Annotated in this window: 21 protein-coding genes; 10 read left to right on the top strand and 11 right to left on the bottom strand. The window is 36.9% G+C overall.

Features of this window, described 5'->3' with window-relative positions:
* Positions 1-11: 11 nt before the first annotated feature.
* Together QE109_RS07180 and QE109_RS07175 are read right to left on the bottom strand one after the other, a co-directional pair.
* On the bottom strand, positions 12-893 hold the full coding sequence (locus QE109_RS07180; RefSeq protein WP_281093753.1) for a UbiA-like polyprenyltransferase: 882 nt from the start codon (positions 891-893) through the stop codon (positions 12-14).
* On the bottom strand, positions 880-2,625 hold the full coding sequence (locus tag QE109_RS07175) for a menaquinone biosynthesis decarboxylase (protein WP_281093752.1): 1,746 nt from the start codon (positions 2,623-2,625) through the stop codon (positions 880-882). The genes QE109_RS07180 and QE109_RS07175 overlap by 14 nt, the downstream gene beginning before the upstream one ends.
* A gap of 120 nt (positions 2,626-2,745) precedes the next feature.
* Here QE109_RS07175 and QE109_RS07170 point away from each other — a divergent pair, with 120 nt between their 5' ends.
* Complete coding sequence (locus QE109_RS07170; RefSeq protein ID WP_281093751.1) at positions 2,746-3,675, top strand: ABC transporter substrate-binding protein; 930 nt, start codon at positions 2,746-2,748, stop codon at positions 3,673-3,675.
* Positions 3,676-3,783: 108 nt separating this feature from the next.
* On the opposite strand, the gene QE109_RS07165 is transcribed toward QE109_RS07170, so the two are convergent.
* From QE109_RS07165 to proB, 3 genes are all read right to left on the bottom strand, one after another.
* Entirely contained in the window at positions 3,784-4,254 is a 471-nt protein-coding gene (locus tag QE109_RS07165; RefSeq protein ID WP_281093750.1) for a MarR family winged helix-turn-helix transcriptional regulator, read from the bottom strand.
* Positions 4,255-4,328: 74 nt separating this feature from the next.
* On the bottom strand, positions 4,329-5,609 hold the full coding sequence (locus tag QE109_RS07160) for a glutamate-5-semialdehyde dehydrogenase (RefSeq protein ID WP_281093749.1): 1,281 nt from the start codon (positions 5,607-5,609) through the stop codon (positions 4,329-4,331).
* A gap of 8 nt (positions 5,610-5,617) precedes the next feature.
* A complete protein-coding gene (gene proB, locus QE109_RS07155; protein ID WP_281093748.1) occupies positions 5,618-6,412 on the bottom strand; it encodes a glutamate 5-kinase in 795 nt (264 codons plus the stop codon).
* Positions 6,413-6,614: 202 nt separating this feature from the next.
* Here proB and QE109_RS07150 point away from each other — a divergent pair, with 202 nt between their 5' ends.
* Together QE109_RS07150 and QE109_RS07145 are read left to right on the top strand one after the other, a co-directional pair.
* Positions 6,615-8,030 (top strand): ISNCY family transposase, encoded by a 1,416-nt coding sequence (locus QE109_RS07150; RefSeq protein ID WP_425365114.1) that lies wholly within the window; start codon positions 6,615-6,617, stop codon positions 8,028-8,030.
* Positions 8,031-8,246: 216 nt separating this feature from the next.
* The gene (locus QE109_RS07145) at positions 8,247-9,662 is read left to right on the top strand and encodes an ISNCY family transposase (RefSeq protein ID WP_425365114.1); all 1,416 of its coding nucleotides are present in this window, start codon (positions 8,247-8,249) and stop codon (positions 9,660-9,662) included.
* A 208-nt stretch (positions 9,663-9,870) separates the two neighbouring features.
* Here QE109_RS07145 and fabZ read toward each other — a convergent pair whose 3' ends face one another.
* From fabZ to acpP, 6 genes are all read right to left on the bottom strand, one after another.
* Positions 9,871-10,296 carry a 3-hydroxyacyl-ACP dehydratase FabZ gene (fabZ, locus tag QE109_RS07140; RefSeq protein WP_425365112.1) on the bottom strand — a complete coding sequence of 142 codons (426 nt, stop codon included), beginning with the start codon at positions 10,294-10,296 and terminating at the stop codon, positions 9,871-9,873.
* A gap of 6 nt (positions 10,297-10,302) precedes the next feature.
* A complete protein-coding gene (gene fabF / locus QE109_RS07135) occupies positions 10,303-11,541 on the bottom strand; it encodes a beta-ketoacyl-ACP synthase II (RefSeq protein ID WP_281093745.1) in 1,239 nt (412 codons plus the stop codon).
* A gap of 16 nt (positions 11,542-11,557) precedes the next feature.
* The gene (fabG, locus tag QE109_RS07130) at positions 11,558-12,280 is read right to left on the bottom strand and encodes a 3-oxoacyl-[acyl-carrier-protein] reductase (RefSeq protein WP_281093744.1); all 723 of its coding nucleotides are present in this window, start codon (positions 12,278-12,280) and stop codon (positions 11,558-11,560) included.
* Between the two features lie 9 nt (positions 12,281-12,289).
* Positions 12,290-13,249 (bottom strand): ACP S-malonyltransferase, encoded by a 960-nt coding sequence (gene fabD / locus QE109_RS07125; RefSeq protein ID WP_281093743.1) that lies wholly within the window; start codon positions 13,247-13,249, stop codon positions 12,290-12,292.
* A gap of 52 nt (positions 13,250-13,301) precedes the next feature.
* Positions 13,302-14,252 carry an enoyl-[acyl-carrier-protein] reductase FabK gene (gene fabK / locus QE109_RS07120; protein ID WP_281093741.1) on the bottom strand — a complete coding sequence of 317 codons (951 nt, stop codon included), beginning with the start codon at positions 14,250-14,252 and terminating at the stop codon, positions 13,302-13,304.
* A gap of 106 nt (positions 14,253-14,358) precedes the next feature.
* A complete protein-coding gene (gene acpP / locus QE109_RS07115) occupies positions 14,359-14,589 on the bottom strand; it encodes an acyl carrier protein (protein ID WP_281093740.1) in 231 nt (76 codons plus the stop codon).
* Positions 14,590-14,845: 256 nt separating this feature from the next.
* Here acpP and QE109_RS07110 point away from each other — a divergent pair, with 256 nt between their 5' ends.
* From QE109_RS07110 to QE109_RS07080, 7 genes are all read left to right on the top strand, one after another.
* Positions 14,846-16,018 carry an SPFH domain-containing protein gene (locus QE109_RS07110; protein ID WP_281093739.1) on the top strand — a complete coding sequence of 391 codons (1,173 nt, stop codon included), beginning with the start codon at positions 14,846-14,848 and terminating at the stop codon, positions 16,016-16,018.
* 11 nt (positions 16,019-16,029) lie between these two features.
* Positions 16,030-17,136: a TFIIB-type zinc ribbon-containing protein gene (locus tag QE109_RS07105; RefSeq protein ID WP_281093738.1), complete on the top strand. Its 1,107-nt coding sequence runs from the start codon at positions 16,030-16,032 to the stop codon at positions 17,134-17,136.
* A 33-nt stretch (positions 17,137-17,169) separates the two neighbouring features.
* Complete coding sequence (locus QE109_RS07100) at positions 17,170-18,342, top strand: sensor histidine kinase (RefSeq protein WP_281093737.1); 1,173 nt, start codon at positions 17,170-17,172, stop codon at positions 18,340-18,342.
* A 39-nt stretch (positions 18,343-18,381) separates the two neighbouring features.
* Positions 18,382-19,023 (top strand): response regulator, encoded by a 642-nt coding sequence (locus QE109_RS07095; protein WP_281093736.1) that lies wholly within the window; start codon positions 18,382-18,384, stop codon positions 19,021-19,023.
* Between the two features lie 75 nt (positions 19,024-19,098).
* Positions 19,099-20,640: a bifunctional GNAT family N-acetyltransferase/carbon-nitrogen hydrolase family protein gene (locus QE109_RS07090; RefSeq protein ID WP_281093735.1), complete on the top strand. Its 1,542-nt coding sequence runs from the start codon at positions 19,099-19,101 to the stop codon at positions 20,638-20,640.
* Positions 20,641-20,809: 169 nt separating this feature from the next.
* The gene (locus QE109_RS07085) at positions 20,810-21,802 is read left to right on the top strand and encodes a hypothetical protein (protein WP_281093734.1); all 993 of its coding nucleotides are present in this window, start codon (positions 20,810-20,812) and stop codon (positions 21,800-21,802) included.
* The gene (locus QE109_RS07080; protein WP_281093733.1) at positions 21,799-22,734 is read left to right on the top strand and encodes an ABC transporter ATP-binding protein; all 936 of its coding nucleotides are present in this window, start codon (positions 21,799-21,801) and stop codon (positions 22,732-22,734) included. Before QE109_RS07085 ends, QE109_RS07080 begins: the two co-directional genes overlap by 4 nt.
* Positions 22,735-22,743: the final 9 nt, after the last annotated feature.

Here is a 22,743-nt window from a genome sequence, read left to right as displayed (position 1 = left end):
AGATGTTAATTCTATACGAAGATATCAATAGCAGTGGTTATGAGCAACATAGTTGAGATCAATTGATTAATATGATAGGCTGCAAAATTCATTTTCATGCGGTGCCCTGGATCAATCAATCCATGTTCAATAAGGAGCAAAAGGGCACTAATACCAACACCAACATAGTAAACGATGCCGAGATGAGCAAGCATACCCACAGATATAAGAAGTAACCACATGATCATATGAAATACTCTGGCAATCGTAAGTGCGCCAGTGAGTCCAAATCTAGCAGGTATTGAAAATAAACCGACAGAGCGATCAAAATCGATATCCTGAGTGCCGTAAACGATGTCAAATCCTGAAACCCAAAGTGTTACAATAGCGCCTAAAATCAGTGGAATCAAGTCGATACCGCCTGTGACTGCTATCCAAGCACCTACAGGTGCCCCGGCACATGTAATACCAAGAACAATATGGCATAACCAAGTGAAGCGTTTAGTATAACTATATAGTGTGAAAAGCCCAAGTGCAATTGGAGATAAATAAAAACATAAAAGGTTGATTTGATAAGCCGCAAACACAAATAATATATAGCAAAGTGCAGTTATAATTAGGACTTCTTTGGACTTAACTATGCCTTTAGGCATATGTCTAGACTGTGTCCTGGGGTTTAAGCCATCATACTTTTGATCAACGTATCGGTTTAAAGCATTCGCACCATTTCTACCAGCAAATAAACAAACCATGATCCAAAAGAACAAATTTAGACTAGGAAAACCATCTGCAGCGATGAAAAGTGCAATTAGCGCAAAAGGTAATGAGAACAGCGTATGAGAAAACATCACAAGTTCACCATAGGTTCTAATCCTTTTGATTAATTTAGTCATTATCGTATTAGTCGATGCCATATTCTAACCATCTTTCTGTTACAAGTTTGATGATGTCATCTGACATTTCTATATCGTCAGGCCATGGTCTCATCAGTCCATCCATAGGACCTTTCTTTGTTGCATCAATGCCGACGAAAAGTTGTCCATCAGGTCTTTTAGTAATTAAAAGATCACGCATTGGATCAATGTTATTAAACACTTTCCAAGAAACTGTGGATAAACTCGCCTGATCGACCCAATCATCCACAACGACAACAAACCGTTCAGAATTAGATGTATCATTTGCATAATTGCTTAATACTTCTTTTACACCATTTGGAAAAGATGCTTTATCAAAACCAATAATTTTAAGTGCCTTTAGTGCGGAGAGGGTATGATCTGGTTTCGTATAAGATGGATTTACTTCTACATCGCGTTTTCTTGTTGCATCGATACCAAGTCTAAAACCTTGAAAAGCACGATTAGAGGCATGGTCTAACGCATCAAGTGGTCCTTCAGTGATGAGCATATGACTATCATCAATTACATTTGCATTAACAGCATTTGCCACTGCGTGATAATCGTGAACATCTACATCAGCATCGACGATGATGATCATTTTGGTATACATCATCTGTCCTAGTCCCCAAAGTCCATAAAGTACTTTGTTTGCATGCCTTGGAAACGCTTTTTTAATAGAAACGATAGCGCAGTTGTGGAAAACGCCTTCAAGCGGTAAATCCATGTCTATGATTTCAGGGGTTTGAATTTTCATAAGTGGCAAGAAAATTCTCTCTGTTGCTTTTCCAAGGTAACAATCTTCCATCGGTGGCTTTCCAACAATAGTCGTTGGATAGATGGCATTTTTACGGTGAGTGATCTTTTCAAGGTGAAAGACAGGATACATATCTGCTAGAGAATAATATCCTGTATGGTCACCAAAAGGGCCTTCCAGGCGGCGTTCATCAAGCTCAACATAACCTTCAAGGATAAATTCAGCCTCTGCTGGAACATAGATATCATTAGTGATACTTTTTACCAGTTTGACGCTTTTCTTCTTAAGATAACCAGCAAAGATCATCTCATCCACCATTTTAGGAAGTGGTGCAGTTGCTGCATATATAATAGTAGGATCACAACCTAGTGCAACTGAAACAGGCATTTTCTTACCCAAACGGCGGTATTTCTCGTAAATTTCCTTACCGTCTTTATGGAGGTGCCAGTGCATGCCAGTGGTATTTTTATCATATACTTGAAGTCGGTACATGCCAACGTTTTGCTGTCCATTGTCGGGATCTTTAGTAAATACAAGAGGTAATGTGATATATTTTCCACCATCTTGTGGCCAACATTTTATAATTGGAAGATCATCTAAATTGGGTTCAGAGATGACTTCTTGACAAGGTGCCTTTTTAACTTTTCTAGGAAAGATAAAAGGTAGTGGTGCGAGTTTTGGAATTGCTCTAACCTTTCCCATAAGTGAAGCATACGACCCTACATCCATGTAACCCTCTATTTGACGCGCAATTTCATCTAGATCGTTTACACCAAAACCAAGGTTGAGACGTTCATAAGTACCCATGGCATTGATCACCAAGGGGAATTTTGAGCCTTTGACATTGTTGAAAACAAGTGCATTACCAAACTGCTTTGATACTCGGTCGGTAATTTCTGTAATCTCTAGTTCAGGATCTACTTCTATATTTATCTCTGTTAGCAACTTTTTATTTTTAAGTGCATTTAGATAACTTTGCAAATTTTTATAGGGCATATAAACCTCCTTATTTTAACACTTTAGATTATAGTCATTTCTAGGCCTCATGTCAATTTGAGACGTATTGACCGAACCCTCAAAATATGTTAGCATTATTTGGTTGACAAGGAGGACAGAATGAAAAAAAATATTTCAATATTATTGACTTTAGTTTTAATGGTAAGCACTTTGATGTTTGGGTGCGCAAAAGAAGAAACAAATCAAACGCTAAAAATTGGTGTTATGTCTGATTTAGGGGCGGCTCCGTTTATAATAGCAAAAGAAAATGGTTATTTTAATGACCTTGGCTTAGATGTGGAGATCACAGTTTTCAAAAGTGCAACTGATAGAGATACAGCGATGCAAACTGGTAACTTAGATGCAGCTATGGCTGATATGCTCACAATTGTATTTTACAATGACGCGAAATTTGATGCTAAAATGACTTCGGCAACATATGGAAATTATGTTATGGTTTCAACACCATCACTTGATGGGGAAGGGCTTAAGTCGCTTGAGAAAGTACGCGTAGGAATATCAGCAAATACTGTAATTGACTTTGCAACACAACAAATCGCTGCAAACAATGGCATTGAATCTGTACTTGAAGGTGTTGCGATTCCACAGATGCCTGTTAGGCTAGAGATGTTAAGTGCAGGTGAACTCGAAGCTGCTACATTACCAGAACCACTTGCTTCGGCGGCTGTTTTAAGTGGTGGAGAAAAAGTAAGTGGCACCTTAGATTTAGGTTTACAACCGGGCATTTTTATCGTTACAGGAAAAACACTTGACGAGAAAGAGAAAGCTGTAGAAAAACTATATGAAGGTTATAATCAAGGGGTTGATTATCTCAACACCACGGATCAAACAGAGTATATTCAAAAGCTTGTAGATCAATTAGGATTTCCGCCTTCGTTAGTGGAAAGTTTTAAGTTTCCAACATTGAGTAAAGCAACTGCTGCGGATGAAGTTACTTTTAGTACCGTGCTAGGCTGGATGCAAGATAGAGAACTTACGACCTCTGAGTATAGTTTTAAAGATCTAAGTACAAATGCTTTTATAAAGTAGTATCAATAAGAAGCTTACAAATAATGAATTTCAAAAAAATAAGAGTTAAAATGATGACCGATTAACGGATTTTCATTTTAACTCTTTTTTAGTTGAACTTAAGCGTTACTAGTTATTTTTACTTGAAGTAAAAAGGGTTTCTGAAAGTAAATTGTTAAGGTTAGAAAAAGATTGATCTAATTTTTCAAGTGTTTTGAAATCTAAATCAAGCAATTGATTTGACATCTCCTCGCCAAAACTTTCAAGTGTTGCTGCAACGATGTTTTTACCTTTTTCGGTGAGTGAAATATAGTAAATTCTTTTATCTTCTAAATCTATCTGTTTTTGAATATAGCCATCCTCAATAGCGGTTTTAACATAGCGACTACAGTTTGGCAACGAAATATTAAGGATTTCAGAAACTTCAGAAATCATCAATCTTTCGTGTCTAAATACAGTGTGTAACAATTTGAATTCTAATTTACTTACCGCAGAGTCTTGATTCTTAACGATGCTAGATTGAATTACTTCTTCATAAAAATCGTTAAATATCATTACTTGTTTTAAGATGCTTTTGATTTTATGATTATTGTCTTTCATTTGTCAATCACGCTCCTTAATTCATTATAAAATGACATGTTTATAATTGCAACATAAGATATTGTCAGAATGTGCTAATTTCTTATTTGCCCGGTACCATAAACGATATATTTAATAGTTGTTAATGCTTTTAGTCCCATTGGACCACGTGCGTGCAATTTTTGGGTGCTGATGCCAATTTCAGCACCAAATCCAAATTGACCACCATCTGTAAATCGAGTAGATGCATTTACATATACTGTAGATGAATCTACATGATTTAGAAAATACTGTGCATGATCGTAGTGGTTAGTGAGAATGGCTTCAGAATGGCCTGTGCTAAATTGTTCTATATGACCGATTGCTTCATCAATATCTGAGACGATTTTCACAGCAAGCTTGTAATCAAGATACTCTGTTTCCCAATCTACAACTGTGGCAACAGAACACTGCTTATTCAGTATATTTTTCGATGAAGCAATACCATATGCCTGCTCACACAGTGCTAGCGAGACCCCTTTTTCTGTTAGGTAATCAATGAGTTTAGGAACCATTGTATGCGCTATTTTTTTGTGTATAAGTACAGTCTCAACAGCATTACAAGCACCAGGTCTTTGAATTTTTGCATTATCGATAATCTTTAGTGCGTCATCTTCATTGTAGTCAAAGTCTACATAGATATGGCAGTTTCCGGTTCCTGTTTCTATCATTGGTATTTTTGAATGATCTGAAACAAAATGGATTAGACCAGCACCACCTCTAGGAATGACGCAATCTATGTATTGCTTCGCACAGAGTAGTTGCTTGGTAAATTCACGATCTGTAGTTTTTACAAGTTGTACCGTGCCAATAGGTAATTTACAAAGCGTAATCGCTTTATCAATTGCAACGAGTATGGCTTTGTTGGTGAGTAGTGCATCAGAGCCGCCTTTTAATATGACTGCATTACCAGTTTTGAGACAAAGAGCAGTTGCATCCACGGTTACGTTAGGTCTGGATTCGTAAATCATTGCAATAACGCCAAGAGGAACTCTTTTGGCGCCGATAGTTAACCCTGCATCGTTAATCCACATAGAATCAATTTCGCCGACAGGATCTTTGAGCCTTATGATTTGACTTAAGCCACTCATCATTTCTTCAAAACGTGTCTCGTTTAAAGTGAGGCGTTCTACAAGCGCTTCTTTGATGCCACTTGATCTTGCATCTGCAACATCAATAGTATTTGCAGCTAAAATATCTTCTTTTGCAAGTAACAATTGATCATAAATTTCGCTTAGTAGGTTTTTTTTCTCATCAGATGATAAAGTACGTAAACTGCGTGCAGCCTCTTTTGCACGGATGCCCATTTCCATAATTTCTTGCGTATAATCCTGCATAATTCCCTCTAATTCTTTCTAAAGTCAAAAAAAGTTCCAACAGTCTTTCCTTCAAATAATTCATTGAGTATGTTCGGATGTGCACTGTTGACAATAAACATTGTAGAATTTTCTGAAGCTAAGATTCTGGCTGCTTTAAACTTCGTTTGCATACCACCTGTACCAACCTTTGAACCTGCATCACCCGCATCAATATCATCTAAAGTTGAGAGTTTTGTGATCGCCGGAATCATAATGGCATCAGTAAATTTTCTAGGGTCTTTATTGTATACCCCATTAATGTCTGATAAAATAATTAAATTTTCAAAATGAATCATTTTACAAACTTCAGCTGAAAGCGTATCATTATCACCAACTTTTATCTCGTCAATAGCGACAACATCGTTTTCATTGATAATTGGTATAACGCGATGCCTAATAAGTGCTTCAAGTGCATTGACGCAGTGTGCTCGCCTAGAGGGCTCATACATATCTTCTTTGGTCAAAAGAACTTGAGCAACTGTAATTCCAAATTCAGAGAAAAACTTTTCATACATGTGCATCAAAGTGCCTTGACCTACTGCAGCTGCAGCTTGTTTATCCGGTATGGATTTAGGTTTTTCAGTAAGTTTCATTTTTCCGATACCGGCAGCGATCGCCCCTGAAGACACAAGTATAATATCTTTACCACTATTATATAGATTAGCGATTTGTTTGACGAGACTTTCCATTTTCCATAGGTCTAGTAAACCGCTATCATGTGTCAATGATGATGAACCAATTTTGATGACAATTTGGTTGAAGTTTTTAAGGGTAGTGTTCATTTTTGCCTCCTAAATTTCAAAGAGTATAACATATCAAAAACAGAATGTAAAGATTACGGATAATTAACAAAGTTGTGGTCTGATTCACATGTGATAATGTCTTAAGTAATCACACGTGATTTTGTCCCGAAGATTACAATGATATAATAATACCTCAGTGAAAAATACATCGAGGTAAATAATGACAAAGGTCGAACTACGAATGAATGAGAATCAAAAGTATGAAATCATTAAAAAGCTGGTGGAATCCAACGGCAATAAGAAAACTGCAGCGCTTAAGATAGGATGCACAGAAAGAACGGTAAACAGACTAATTCATGGCTATAGCACAAAAGGAAAAGCCTTTTTTATCCATGGCAATCGTGGTAAAAAGCCTGTTCACTCTTTATCAAATGACACTAAATCAACAGTTGTGGGCATTTTTTCTTCCAAGTATCCAGATGCAAATTTTGCACATTTTACAGAAATACTAGCTGAATGTGAAGGGATTATGATTTCACCAAGTACAGTAAAGAATATTTTGATTGAGCAGGATATTTTGTCTCCAAAGGCCCATAAAGCAACAAAGAGAGCTCTGAGAAAAAAACTTGAACGGCAAAAACAAAAGGCTGTCACTAAGAACGAGGCTGCTAAACTTCAGCATAAAATAATCGAACTTGAAGACAGCCATCCTAGAAGGCCTAGATCCTCGTATTTCGGCGAAATGCTACAGATGGACGCATCTGTCCATCCTTGGTTCGGAGGTATCAAGACACAACTACATGCCGCTATTGATGATGCCACCGGTAGAATTGTCGGAGCCCACTTCGATCACCAAGAGACCCTGAATGGGTACTACAACGTCTTCCATCAAGTCTTAACAACATATGGCATACCTTACATGTTTTACACAGACCGAAGAACGGTATTCGAGTACAAACAAAAAAAGGCACCCTCTCTTGAAAAGGACACCTTCACTCAATTTTCCTATGCTTGCCATCAACTTGGTGTTGATATCAAAGTAACAAGCGTTCCACAAGCCAAAGGGCGCGTAGAACGCTTATTCCAAACATTACAATCACGACTGCCTATCGACCTAAGAAACGCAGGCGTAACTACCATCGAGCAAGCCAACGAATTTTTAAATTCCTACATAAAAAAATTCAATGACAAGTTTGCTCTATCTGTTGATAATATCAAATCTGTTTTCGAAACGCAACCGTCTGATGAAAAAATCAATCTTACACTTGCGGTAATTGCTGACCGTAAAATTGATACAGGACATTCTATTAAGTTTGAAAACCAATATTTCAAGCCTGTAGATGACAGAGGCCTTCCTGTTTACTATCACAAAGGGACCTCTGCAATTGTTATAAAAGCTTTTGACGGTAAGATTTTTGCTTCTATCAACGACCATGTATACGAACTTGATCTCATTCCGACACATGAACTTAAATCGAAAAATTTTGATTTTTCTAATGAACTTTCCAAGATATCGGTCAAAAGAAACATTCCATCTATGATCCATCCTTGGAGAAAAAGCGCCATCAACAAATTTGTGAAGAACCAAATCTCGCATCAAGATTATACTTATCTTGATATAATGAATACTCAGGAAATCATTTGCAATTACATTTAAAAGCACCGAATTTCATCGGTGCTAATGATTTAACTTTTTTGGGACATTTTCAAATGTGATTGACAGATTACGGATAATTAACAAAGTTGTGGTCTGATTCACATGTGATAATGTCTTAAGTAATCACACGTGATTTTGTCCCGAAGATTACAATGATATAATAATACCTCAGTGAAAAATACATCGAGGTAAATAATGACAAAGGTCGAACTACGAATGAATGAGAATCAAAAGTATGAAATCATTAAAAAGCTGGTGGAATCCAACGGCAATAAGAAAACTGCAGCGCTTAAGATAGGATGCACAGAAAGAACGGTAAACAGACTAATTCATGGCTATAGCACAAAAGGAAAAGCCTTTTTTATCCATGGCAATCGTGGTAAAAAGCCTGTTCACTCTTTATCAAATGACACTAAATCAACAGTTGTGGGCATTTTTTCTTCCAAGTATCCAGATGCAAATTTTGCACATTTTACAGAAATACTAGCTGAATGTGAAGGGATTATGATTTCACCAAGTACAGTAAAGAATATTTTGATTGAGCAGGATATTTTGTCTCCAAAGGCCCATAAAGCAACAAAGAGAGCTCTGAGAAAAAAACTTGAACGGCAAAAACAAAAGGCTGTCACTAAGAACGAGGCTGCTAAACTTCAGCATAAAATAATCGAACTTGAAGACAGCCATCCTAGAAGGCCTAGATCCTCGTATTTCGGCGAAATGCTACAGATGGACGCATCTGTCCATCCTTGGTTCGGAGGTATCAAGACACAACTACATGCCGCTATTGATGATGCCACCGGTAGAATTGTCGGAGCCCACTTCGATCACCAAGAGACCCTGAATGGGTACTACAACGTCTTCCATCAAGTCTTAACAACATATGGCATACCTTACATGTTTTACACAGACCGAAGAACGGTATTCGAGTACAAACAAAAAAAGGCACCCTCTCTTGAAAAGGACACCTTCACTCAATTTTCCTATGCTTGCCATCAACTTGGTGTTGATATCAAAGTAACAAGCGTTCCACAAGCCAAAGGGCGCGTAGAACGCTTATTCCAAACATTACAATCACGACTGCCTATCGACCTAAGAAACGCAGGCGTAACTACCATCGAGCAAGCCAACGAATTTTTAAATTCCTACATAAAAAAATTCAATGACAAGTTTGCTCTATCTGTTGATAATATCAAATCTGTTTTCGAAACGCAACCGTCTGATGAAAAAATCAATCTTACACTTGCGGTAATTGCTGACCGTAAAATTGATACAGGACATTCTATTAAGTTTGAAAACCAATATTTCAAGCCTGTAGATGACAGAGGCCTTCCTGTTTACTATCACAAAGGGACCTCTGCAATTGTTATAAAAGCTTTTGACGGTAAGATTTTTGCTTCTATCAACGACCATGTATACGAACTTGATCTCATTCCGACACATGAACTTAAATCGAAAAATTTTGATTTTTCTAATGAACTTTCCAAGATATCGGTCAAAAGAAACATTCCATCTATGATCCATCCTTGGAGAAAAAGCGCCATCAACAAATTTGTGAAGAACCAAATCTCGCATCAAGATTATACTTATCTTGATATAATGAATACTCAGGAAATCATTTGCAATTACATTTAAAAGCACCGAATTTCATCGGTGCTAATGATTTAACTTTTTTGGGACATTTTCAAATGTGATTGACAGATTACGGATAATTAACAAAGTTGTGGATATGAAGTTAGGCTTATAGGTCATCCTTAGATTTAATTAAAAGAAACGTTATCACGAAAAAAAAGCTTACGTATTTGCAGTTTGCATACAACGTAAGCCTAAGAGAAGGATTATTTTAACCTATCATAAAGGATAATTCCGCTTCACAAGCAATGGCATCGCCTACGCGAGCTATTGCCTTACCCACGCCAAAATTTGCACGTGATTTGATAATTTCAATTGTTAAGGTCAAGGTATCACCAGGGATGACTTTTCTTCTGAACTTACAATTGTTGATTGCAGCAAAGTAAGCTGTTTTTCCTTTGTTCTCTTCTTTTTTTAAGATTACAATTGCCCCTACTTGTGCAAGTGCTTCTACGATAAGGACCCCAGGCATCACATGTTCCATGGGAAAATGCCCTTGGAAAAAATTTTCATTAGCGGTGACGTTTTTGATACCAGTTGCACTGACGCCCTCTTCAAGTTCAATAATTTGATCAACAAGTAAGAAAGGGTAGCGATGTGGTATAATTTCTTGAATTTGGTTACTATTTAAAAGCATACTCACCTAACCTTTGTATTTTGAGAAGATTAAAGAAGCGTTATGACCACCAAAGCCTAAAGAATTTGTAAGCGCATAATTAACTTCTTGGTTTCTACCTACATTAGGCACATAGTCAAGATCACAGTCAGGATCTGCCTCGGTAAAGTTTATCGTTGCAGGGATATAATCCTCGAGAACAGACATAGAACACACTGCTGATTCAATACCGCCTGCTGCGCCAAGTAAGTGACCTGTCATTGATTTTGTTGAAGAAACGGGGAGTTTATAAGCATACTCACCAAATGCCGATTTAATAGCTGCTGTCTCAAAAGTATCATTGTAAGGTGTACTTGTACCATGCGCGTTGATATAACCAATCTCTGTTGGTGCGATACCAGCGTCTTTAAGTGCCATTTTCATAGCTCTTGCGCCGCCCTCACCACCTGGAGCAGGTGTCGTAATATGGTAAGAATCACTTGTTGAACCATAGCCAACGAGTTCAGCGTATATCTTAGCACCTCTAGCCTTTGCATGTTCAAGTCTTTCGAGCACTAACATGGCAGCACCTTCAGCCATAACAAAACCACTTCTATCCTTATCAAAAGGAATCGAAGCTCTCATAGGATCGGTAGATTCACATAGGGCAGTCATTGCTTGAAAACCACCTATACCGAGTTGTGAGATAGAAGCTTCAGTTCCACCTGCTAAAATCACATCATGGTTGCCATAACGTAGTTCTTTTAAAGCTTCACCAATAGCAGTTGCACTTGATGCACATGCTGTATTGTATGTGAGGCATGAACCTTTTGCACCAAGCTCTATAGAAACATTACCTGCTGCAAGGTTGGCGATAGACATGGGTATAAAGAAAGGTGAAATTCTATCAACACCTTTTGTTCTCATTTTTTCAGATGTTTCTTCAATCGTGATCAGACCACCGATACCATTGCCTAGATAAACGCCAACATTTTCAGCGTTATCAGGTGTGATGTTGAGGTTCGCATCTTCAAGTGCAAACTTAGAAGCTGTGATTGCGAAATGTGTAAAGCGGTCCATTCTCTTTGCTTCTTTTTTATTTATGGTTTGAGTTGGGTCATAATCTTTAATTTCACCAGCTACTTTTACTTTAAAATTTGTCGTGTCAAATGCTTCAATCATACTGATACCACATTTTCCTGCTTTGATATTATTCCAGAAATTTTCAATACCTTGTCCAATGGGTGACACAATACCGATTCCTGTTACTACTACGCGATGTTTCATGAAATTGCCTCCTATTTTACATTGCCATTCCGCCGTCAACTTGAACGACTTGGCCTGTGATATATTTCGCCTTTTCCGATGCAAGGAAAAGAACTAAGTTAGCGACATCTTCTGCTTCACCAAATTTACCCATAGGGATATTAGAAAGTGTTGCTTTTTTGATATCTTCGTGAATGACATCTGTCATTTGAGTTGCGATAAATCCTGGGGCAACTGCATTGACACGTACACCTCTAGGTGCGAGTTCTCTTGCAACCGCTTTTGTAAAACCAATAACACCAGCCTTAGAAGCCGCGTAATTTGATTGTCCGATATTGCCAGTGATTCCTACGACAGAAGAGATGTTGACAATAGCACCACTTCTTTGTTTAAACATCACTTTTGCAGCGTGTTTAGTACAATTAAAAGTTCCTTTTAGATTAGTTGATGTAACGGTGTCAAAATCATCCTCAGACATTCTTAAAAGGAGAGTATCTTTAGTGATGCCGGCATTATTAACGAGCAGATCCAATCTACCATAGTGAGTTACAGCAGATTTTACAAGCTCCTCAGCATCCTCAAAGTTTCTGATGTCACCTTTGACCAAAATTGCATCTGCTCCAATTTCCGAAACAAACTGCTCAAGTTCTGTGACATTTGAACGATAGTTAAGCACAAGGCTATATCCATCTTTTGAAAGTGCTGTGGCTATGCTTCTTCCTATACCTCTACCTGCACCAGTAACAATTGCTACCTTCATGTAATCCTCCTAAATAGCTTCTTCAAGTGAAGTTTGTTTTTTCAGTGTATCCACTACTGCGCTTAGTGAATCGATGTCATATATGGAAAGTACTTTGATTGATTTATCAATTTTTGAAATAAAAGAAGATAAGGCGTTTCCTGGACCAAATTCTACTATAGTATCGATGCCCATGTGTTTCATTGATTCCACACATTCAATCCATCTAACAGAACTGGTTACTTGTTTAGAAAGATAAGTTGGAATTTCATCGATACTTGATACGATTCTACCGTTAACATTTGTAATCACGGCATGCTTCATCTCGTGGAAAGTGATGTTAGCGAGTTCTTCTTCGAGTTTGAGTTCAGCGGGTTTTAGCATAGAAGTGTGAAAAGGTGCGCTTACTGGTAATGGGATAACACGTCTTGCGCCACTATTTTTAGCAATTTCGTGTGCCATTTCAAGGGCTGCGAGTTCTCCTCCAATAACGATTTGGTTAGGTGCATTATAATTACAGATCTCAACTGTTCCATACTCAGATGCTTGCTGTGCGATTTGCTCAGCGGCCTCTGGAGAAAGTCCCATAAGTGCTGTCATACCTCCAACGCCCATAGGGACAGCATCTTGCATAAAAGCACCACGTTTCTTTACAAGTTGTACTGCATCAGTAAAAACCATAGAACCAGCACAAACATGAGCACTGTATTCACCTAGTGAGAGGCCAGCGCTTGCAGTTGGTTTTATATCTATTAAAGATTCAAAAGCCTTTAACATCGCTATTGATGTAGTTAATATTGCAGGTTGTGTTTTTTCAGTTTCATTAAGTGATTCTTGTGGACCATTAAAAATCAGTGATTTAAGGTCGTAACCCAGTGCCAAGTTGGCTTGATCAAATACAGCTTTAGATGATTCGAAGTTATTGTAAAAATCTAATCCCATACCTTGTTTTTGTGCGCCTTGACCAGCAAAAATATATCCTAGTTTCATGAGTCCTCCTATAATTTTTCAGTGTGTATCAAACAGATTTTTTATACTCAAGTTATTTTCCAGCAATTCTTTGGAATTGCTTTAAGATAATGGCATCGCATTCGTCAAAAATTTCATCGACTATTTCTTTAGCAGGTTGCATCTTTTTCACAAGACCTGCTACTTGACCTGCCATTACCGAACCATATACGACATCTCCATCTACAGCAGCTTTCTTTAAAGCGCCAGCACCAACAGCCTCTAATTCATCAACAGAAGCACCTTTTTTTTCTAGGTCGCAATACTGCCTATATAATTTATTTTTAAGGATCCGCACAGGATGCCCTGTAGGTCTTCCTGATACAACCGCCGATGTATCTTTGGCATCGATGACCATCTCTTTGTAATTGGCATGTACATTACACTCGTGAGCTACTAAAAATCGTGTTCCAACTTGAATCCCATCAGCACCAAGCATAAAAGCCGCAGCGGCTCCACGTCCATCTGCGATACCTCCAGCTGCTACGACGGGGATTTTCACTGCATCAACAACTTGAGGAACCAATGTCATTGTTGTTAATTCGCCTATATGTCCACCTGCTTCTGTGCCCTCAGCAATGAGTGCATCAACACCTAAGCTTTCCATTCTTCTAGCAAGTGCAACTGAGGGAACAACAGGTATAATTTTTATTTGAGCTTCTTTTAAGCGCTCGATGTATTTTCCGGGACTACCTGCACCTGTAATCACGATTGGAACTTTTTTTTCGATTGCTAGATCGATAATATCATCCGCAAAAGGGCTAAGTAACATGACATTTAGTGCATAGGGTCTATTTGTTAATGTATTAATCTTATCAATTTCCTGCTTAACAATATCTCTTGGTGCATTACCGCCTGCAATTACACCTAATCCACCTGCGTTAGATACCGCAGCGGCAAGCTCGGCATCCGAAATCCAAGCCATCCCACCTTGAATGATGGGAAATTCAATACCTAATAGTTGGCTGAGTACTGTTTTCCTCATTATGGCCTCCAAATTTTATAAAAAGTTTATTTTTCCCCTATTGAAAGAAAATCCAGGGCGATTGCCATGGATTTTCCTGTGAAGTGGATGTTTATTTAAATAGATATTATGCGTTGTACTGGGCGATGTAGTTTACAATATCGCCAACTGTTTGTATAGAAGATGCATCGCTTTCAGCTACCTTAATTTCAAATTCATCTTCGATTGACATAATTAGATCAACCATATCCAAAGAATCAGCACCAAGATCTTCTTTGATTTTGCTCTCAAGCGTTACATCATCTGCTTCTAAATCTAACTCTTCAACCAATATACTCTTTACTTTTTCAAAATTCATTTTTTGCCTCCTAATAATTTGCATTTTTATGCGTATAATAATTTATAATTGCGATTGTTTTAAATACTTCTGCTGAAGTCAATCAAAGTATATGTGATTGCATAGTGGCATTCAATAGCTTTTATAAATTGTTTATAATTGAGTATAATTTGTTTATAATCGAATTTTAATACCGAAGAAAAACTTTTTTAAGACTTTGTATGGTAAAATAAGTATTAATAATAATGAAATAAAACTTTGAATGGAGGGCGTACACATGGGATTATTTAATTTCATAAAAGGTGAATTTTTAGAGGTCGTTCACTGGGAGGATGACAGTCAAGATACGATGGTATATAAGTTTCCAATGACTGATAAGCAACAAATTAAAGAAAATGCACAATTGATTGTTAGACCATCACAAGTGGCGATTTTTGTCTATCAAGGTCAAATTGCAGATGTATATGAGCCTGGTAAATACACGCTCCATACAGATACGATGCCGATATTAACTTCTCTTTCCAACTGGAAATATTTATTAGAAAATCATTTTAAAACAGATGTCTATTTCGTTAATACGAAGCAGTTTATCAATCAAAAGTGGGGTACGACTAATCCGATTATGCTTAGAGATGCAGAATTTGGTATCTTGAGATTAAGAGGGTTTGGTGTTTATTCATTTAGAGTGGATGAACCAGTAACGTTTCTCAAAGAAGTTTTTGGCTCAAATAAATTTTATACTGTAGATAAAATAAATGAACATTTAAAGAGTTTGATCGTATCAACGGTAACTGATTCTATAGCTGAAGCTAAGATTCCTGCCATTGACTTAGCAATGCAATATGATGAAATAGGTATGATGACGCAAACGAAAATTGATGAGAGATTCTCAGTGTATGGGCTTACGATTTCTGATTTTGCAATTGAAAATATCTCGTTACCTGAATCTGTGGAGCAAGCAATTGATAAACGGACTCAAATGGGTGCGCTTGGTGATATGAACAAATATATGCAGTATCAAGCTGCAGAGGCTTTAAGAGATGCAGCGCAAAACGAAGGTGGCGGTATGGCAGGTATGGGTGCTGGCATGGGTGCAGGTATGGGAATCGGAAAGATGATGACTGACGCGATGAATCAAGCGAACACACCTCAAAACACACCTCAAAATACGACATCAAACAATTCTAATGCAACTGACAATGGAAGTAAAAGAGTGAACTGTCCTTCCTGTCAGCATCAAGTTGAAGCAGGCGTTAAGTTTTGTCCTGAATGTGGAGCGAGTATGAAAAAAATGTGTATCCATTGCCAGGCTGAATTAAAAGGCGATCCAAAATTCTGTCCAGAATGTGGTGGAAAACAAGCTTTAGAAGGCACTTGTTCAAAATGTGGTGAAACTTATGAGGGAAATCCAAAATTTTGTCCTCATTGTGGTGAAAGCACAAAAGGATAAAGGAGAGTAGGATGAGTGAAAATATAGACAAAACCAAAATAAACATGTGTCCTTCTTGTGGTGGAAAGATGACCTTTGATCCTGATGATGGCATGTTAAAATGTCAGTACTGTGATACGACGAAGGAGATTAAGTATGAGCATGGTGAAGCGATCGAAAATCCATTTCATGATGCATTAAAAGAAGGTGCAAGGTCATGGACTGAAGATGATATCCAGGCAGTTGTGTGTAAAAACTGTGGCGCAAAGATCATTTTTGACATGTATTCTAAAGCTCAATTTTGTAACTATTGTGGTTCTTCTCATGTGAGTATACAAGCACCTGAGCAGATCATACCACCAGGATATGTAGTTCCCTTTGCCATCTCAGAAAAAAAAGCCGGTGAGGCATTTAAAACTTGGATCGGTAAAAGGTGGTTTGCACCTAACAAACTTAAGTCATCATATAAAAACAATCGATTACTAGGTACTTATGTGCCCTATTGGACATTTGATACACAAACCTTTAATAGATACACAGCAGAGCGTGGCGATTATTACTATGTCACTAAGACAAGAACTGTAAATGGCAAAACCGAAACCTATCAAGAAAGACACACAAGGTGGATGCATGTCAGTGGTAACTATGAGCGTTTTTTTGATGATGTGCTTATATCAGCCTCAAACAAGGTCGATTCACAGATTTTGAACAAAGTAGATGATTTTAACCTTGATGGGCTTGTAACCTATAAACCAGACTTTTTATCGGGTTTTTTTGCTGAAAAATATAGCGTGCCATTAGAAGAGGGATGGACACATGGGAAAAGAGTCGTTGACCAAACCTTGAATAGCGAAATCACAAGAAAAATTGGAGGCGACGAAGTAAGATTTTTAAATATCTCTACCAATTATGATGATATTATGTTTAAACACGTACTTTTGCCACTTTGGATATCAAGTTATTTATTTGGTGAAAAAAGTTATAATTTCATGATCAATGGTCAAACCGGTGCAGTTCAAGGTGCTTATCCTAAGAGCTGGTTAAAGATTTCACTTGCAGTGGTAGCAGGGTTAATAGCGGTTGGATTAATATATTTTTTACTATCTGGTCAGAACAATGCTGCCTTATTTGTGCGTTAGAAAAAAGGTTCAAGCAAAATAGTGAGGGAAACGATGAAGTTCAATACCATAAAAGGCGTAACTATTTTAATTGCCATGTTAATATCTCTTGTATTTGAAACCGCTTCTCAAAGTAGACTATTTGTTTTGATAGGTCTTTCTGGGATTATTATTGCGCTTTCATTTATAAGAGGTAGTTCACATCGAAGGTATACTTGGACTTTATTTTTAGAGATCATCGCAGTGTTTTTGTTAAATCAGTACACGCGATTCAACGTAAATTATTTGTATATTTTGTTTAATCTTTGGATATTGGCTGAAATTGTATTATATCAAAATGTTTACAAGGTAGTATTGTTAGTCACTTCAACGCTGATGGTTTCTACGCTTGCATTTATTCAAAGTTTTAATTATGGTGTGAATTATCAATTGATTACTCAAGCCTTCTTTGTGGAATTTATACTCATTCTCTTTTCAGTAATGCTCTATTTATATCGCTCATATCAAGAGGAGAAAAAAAGAGTAAATCGTCTAAATGAACAATTGATCGATCAAAATGCTGCACTTAAAAAAGCAAACGACAAAATGCAGATTTCAAATGAGGCTTTAGAAGTAGCAAACCTAGAAATTGAAAAACTGACTAAACTTAAAGAGCGTTCACAGTTTGCAAGAGATTTACACGATACTATTGGTCATGAACTCACAGGGTTAATTATGTCGCTGGAAGTTCTGAAACTCTCATGTGAAGATGAGACCCAAATTCGAGGATTGCAAGAATCGATCGATCAAGCGCGAGAGATATTAAGAGCAATGCGCGATATGGTTAGTGCTAATAAAGATGTCATTTCACACGAAAATCTATATGTTGCGCTTAAACAAAAAATGACACATTTTAGTGAACAAACTGCCATTGTGACGAAACTCAACTTTCAACTGTTTGATGAACCAACGACAGAAGTCATCAGCGATGTTTTATATAAAGTGGTTATTGAATCTATGACCAATACTGCAAAACATAGTCGAGCAAAACAGTTTTGGGTGTCTTTTCAATCGCTTAGCGATGGCGAAATCCTACTTAAAATCCATGACGATGGTGGCAGTGATCAAGCTTTAAAATTAGGTAATGGGCTAAACTTTATAAAAGAGCGCGTCAAGAGACTCGGTGGAGAAGTTACGTTTGAGTTAGATATATATGGTTTTAGAACGACAGTTAAGGTTCCCATGTAAGTTTGCCTCATCAGAAAAATTAGTAATTTGAAAGGACATATGATGGTTAGAGTAGGGATTGTAGATGATCAGCCTTTGCTGCTCAAGGGACTTGGTTTGATAATAAGTGCACAGCGTGATATGGAAGTGGTTTGGACAGCGAACCATGGCGTAGAAGCGGTATATAAAACCGAGCAAATACAACCAGATGTCATTTTAATGGATATACGCATGCCAGAGATGAATGGCGTTGAGGCTACAAAACATATTAAACAAGCGTATCCCCATGTTAAGGTGATTATATTGACAACTTTTATGGAAGATGAAGAAATCTATGATTCGCTAAAGTTTGGTGCAAGTGGTTATTTACTAAAAGATGCAACACCGGAAACGATTATAGATGCGATTATCAAGGCGGTATCAGGTGGTACGATCATAGAGGCGAATGTAGCTTCAAAACTAGTGAAGCATTTAACGCCCAAAGTAACAAGTCATCAAGATGAGAGGATTAGCACGCTGACACATAGAGAACTGGAGATTGCAAGGGCTATTGCATCTGGGCTTAGTAATAAAGAGATTGCACAGCAATTATTTGTATCGGAAGGCACTGTCAAAAATCATCTCACCAATATTCTTCTTAAACTTGAACTAAGAGATCGGACACAACTTGCGATATATATGGTGAAAAACTGTAATATTTAAATGGATTGATAAATCTTCGTTTAATCGGGTACATATAAAATGTTGACTTAAAATAATTTAACATGGAGTGTCCTTATGCAAACACAAGATTTATCAAAATTTGAAAAAAAACTTATTATTAGACAAATCCAAAGAGAAGATTTTAAGACGATCATTGAATTACAAAAAATTTGTTTTAAAAATATGATTCCTTGGAAAATCGATCAACTTGAAAGTCATCTTAATATTTTCCCTGAAGGACAATTTTGCGTAGAGTATGATGGTGTAGTGATAGGCTCATGCTCTAGTTTGATCGTTAATTTTGACGAGTATAATGACCAACATTCGTGGGATGAGATTACGGATGGTGGCTATATCACAAACCATAATCCAGATGGCTATAATCTTTATGGAATGGAAGTAATGGTTCACCCAGACTATAGAAATATGAAAATCGGAAAAAGATTGTATGAAGCAAGGCAAGAGCTAGCTGAGCAGCTTAATCTGAAAAGTATTATCATTGGGGGTAGAATTCCAGGCTATAAGGATTATGCAGATCAAATGAGTGCAAGGGCTTATACACAGCAAGTTAAAGACTTAAATATCTATGATCCTATACTTTCGTTTCAGCTACGCTGCGGATTTAGTTTAAAGCGTATTATTCGTAAATATATGCCAGATGATAAAGCTTCATTACAATATGCTACTTTGATGGAATGGAACAATATTGAATACCAATCAAAGGGAACGCATCAGTTCAAAACTGCTTTTCATGTGAGGATCTGTGTGATTCAGTATATGATGAAGAAGATCAATGCCTTCGAAGAATTTGCGCATCAATGTGAATATTATGTGGATGTTGCTGCAAATTACAAATCAGACTTCGTTGTATTTCCTGAAATTTTTACAACTCAATTACTTTCGTTTGTAGATCAAGAGACGTCTAGTCAATCTGTTCGAATGCTAACGACATTTACAGACAAGTACATTGCGATGTTCACTGACTTTGCTGTGCGCTATAATGTAAATATCATAGGCGGGTCACATTTTGTAGAAGAAAATGGACATATCTATAATATCGCTTACCTATTTCGACGCGATGGAACAATTGATAAGCAATACAAATTGCACGTTACGCCAAATGAAAAACAATGGTGGGGAATTTCCACGGGTGATAATATCAAAGTCTTCGATACAGATTGTGGTAAGATTGCCATACTTATTTGCTATGATATTGAATTTCCTGAACTTGCAAGACTGGTGACTCAAAAAGGGGCCAATATTATATTTACTCCGTTTTGTACAGATGAAAGACAAGGGTATCTACGGGTTAGATATTGTGCGCAAGCGCGTGCTGTTGAAAATCAAGTTTATACTGTTATTGCTGGAACTGTGGGCAATCTGACGCATGTTGAAAATATGGATATACAATATGCCCAATCAGCCATCTTCACACCTTCTGATTTTTCATTTCCTAGAGATGGAATTATGGCAGAATGTACACCAAATATTGAAACCGTTATCGTAGGCGATATAGATTTAGAGCTTTTAAAACGTTCACGAACCTCAGGCACAGTGACATTACTTAAAAATAGAAGAATTGATCTCTATGAACTGAAGGAAAAGAAAGATGAATAAGATAAACACTTGATAATTAAATATTAGATTAAGGTGAACCTTCTTCTGGAAGGTTCATTTTTTTTGATAGTCATGACAAAAGTCATATATATTAGGTGGTTTTATGGCTATTTGTCAGATGGCATCTAAGGTCAAAGGAGGTACAATAAATAAAAGGAGAGTGAATTCAATGCAAATCAATATAAAGATCAGTCAGTTGAATTTAAAACTTATCGGTTTAAGTTTATTTTTAATTGTTGCTACACTTGTAACGGGTTGTGCCGGAGGTGAAAGTTACAAAGATTATATCCATGCTGCTGATAAAACAGATGAGATTAAAAAAGGTGCTCAAAAAATTCAAATTGATGTGGTTAACACTTTTGATTTAGAAATTTTAGAAAATGCTATGGAAGCTGAAAGAAAATTGTTCTCAACTTTGGAACAAGTCGAACTCAGTATTACCAGTTACTTTGATTATGAGTTGAATCAATCTTTGAATTCGATTTATTATTTATATCAAGGGTTGGGTACAGATATAAAAATCTACCAAAAGTCGCAAGACGAAATATATTTAAAGCTACCATTTGATGGAAACTATTATGAAATTAATGAGAATAGTTCAGAAGTAGCGAGCGAACAAGTAGATTTCAAAAGTCTATTTCTAAAGGTAGGAAGTGATTGGAATAACATGCTTGAAGCAGAAAACATCTTTATAGGTGAAAAATCAATTATTACAAGTGAAGCCGGTGATATAAAGACAACAAAGTTCACTGTAAAACCTACTTCTACTCAACTCAACGATTTTATGTTGCTATTAAAAGACAATATCCTAAGTGATAGTGACATGCTTATAAAGTACCTTGGTAAGTTTATGGGTGAGGATACACTTGATCAATCGAATTATGAGGCATTTGTAAATGCACTTTTGGATTCAATGACAATTACTCGATTTGAAGAAATTGCTTTTGTAGATATTGATGGCTATGTCGTTGATGAACAAATAGAGATTGAAATCGAGTACAATACCTCAAATCAGTTTACAAGTGTTTTGAAAAATCAAAAAATCGTTATAAAATCCAGTCATTGGGACATAGAAAAAAATCAAGACTTGGATTTCAGTGAATTAAATCAAGATAAAATAATCCCTATAGAACAATTGGAGAAAGGAAGTGTAACACCATGATGATAAAAGCAGAAAATTTGAAGAAGACTTTTGGAGAAATAACGGCAGTTGATGGTATCGATCTTGAAATTGAAAAAGGCAAAATTGTTGGTCTACTAGGCCCAAATGGTGCTGGTAAATCGACCACTATTTCTATGATCTCTACGCTATATAAACCTACATCAGGACGATTATACTTTGATGGTAAAGATATAATCAAAGAGCCAAAGTGGATTAAGCCTCATCTGGGTTATGTACCTCAAGAGATAGCACTTTACCAGACGTTATCAGGATATGAGAATTTAAAGTATTTTGGTGGTTTATATGGTCTTACAGGAATTGAACTCAAAAAAAGGATTGATGCAGTTTCGGAAATCATCGGTATAAAAGATAGATTGAAAGACAAAGTAGAACATTATTCAGGTGGTATGAAGCGTAGGATCAATATCGGTGTCGCTTTGCTTCATAGTCCGAAGCTTATCATAATGGATGAACCCACTGTTGGAATTGATCCTCAGTCGAGAAATCACATTCTTGAAACTGTAAAATATCTCAACGAAGAGGGGATGACTGTGATTTATACCAGTCATTACATGGAAGAAGTTGAAGCGATTTGTCAAAGTGTTTGTATCATGGACCATGGAAAAGTGATCGCTCAAGGCTCTCAAGAAGCGCTCATTGAACAGTCAGATATTCATACGAGTATCCATATGAAATTTGATCAGATTATTGATAATCACCTAGATCAATTTAAGCAACTTGACCATGTGATGGCAGTTACTGCACCCTCTAAAGAAGAAATACTATTATTGGTAAGTGGCAATGGAAATGCACAAAAGGATATTATAAAAGATGTAATGGATCTCAACCAAGGCTTATTATCTTTTGATATTCTCAAGCCTAATTTAGAACAGGTCTTTTTAAAATTAACAGGTAGAGGTCTGAGAGACTAGAAAGAAAGG

Source organism: Fusibacter bizertensis, from assembly GCF_029914245.1.
Taxonomy (GTDB): domain Bacteria; phylum Bacillota; class Clostridia; order Peptostreptococcales; family Acidaminobacteraceae; genus Fusibacter_C; species Fusibacter_C bizertensis.
The sequence above is the reverse complement of the archived record's forward strand: the minus strand, read 5'-3'. Positions and strand labels throughout refer to the sequence as shown.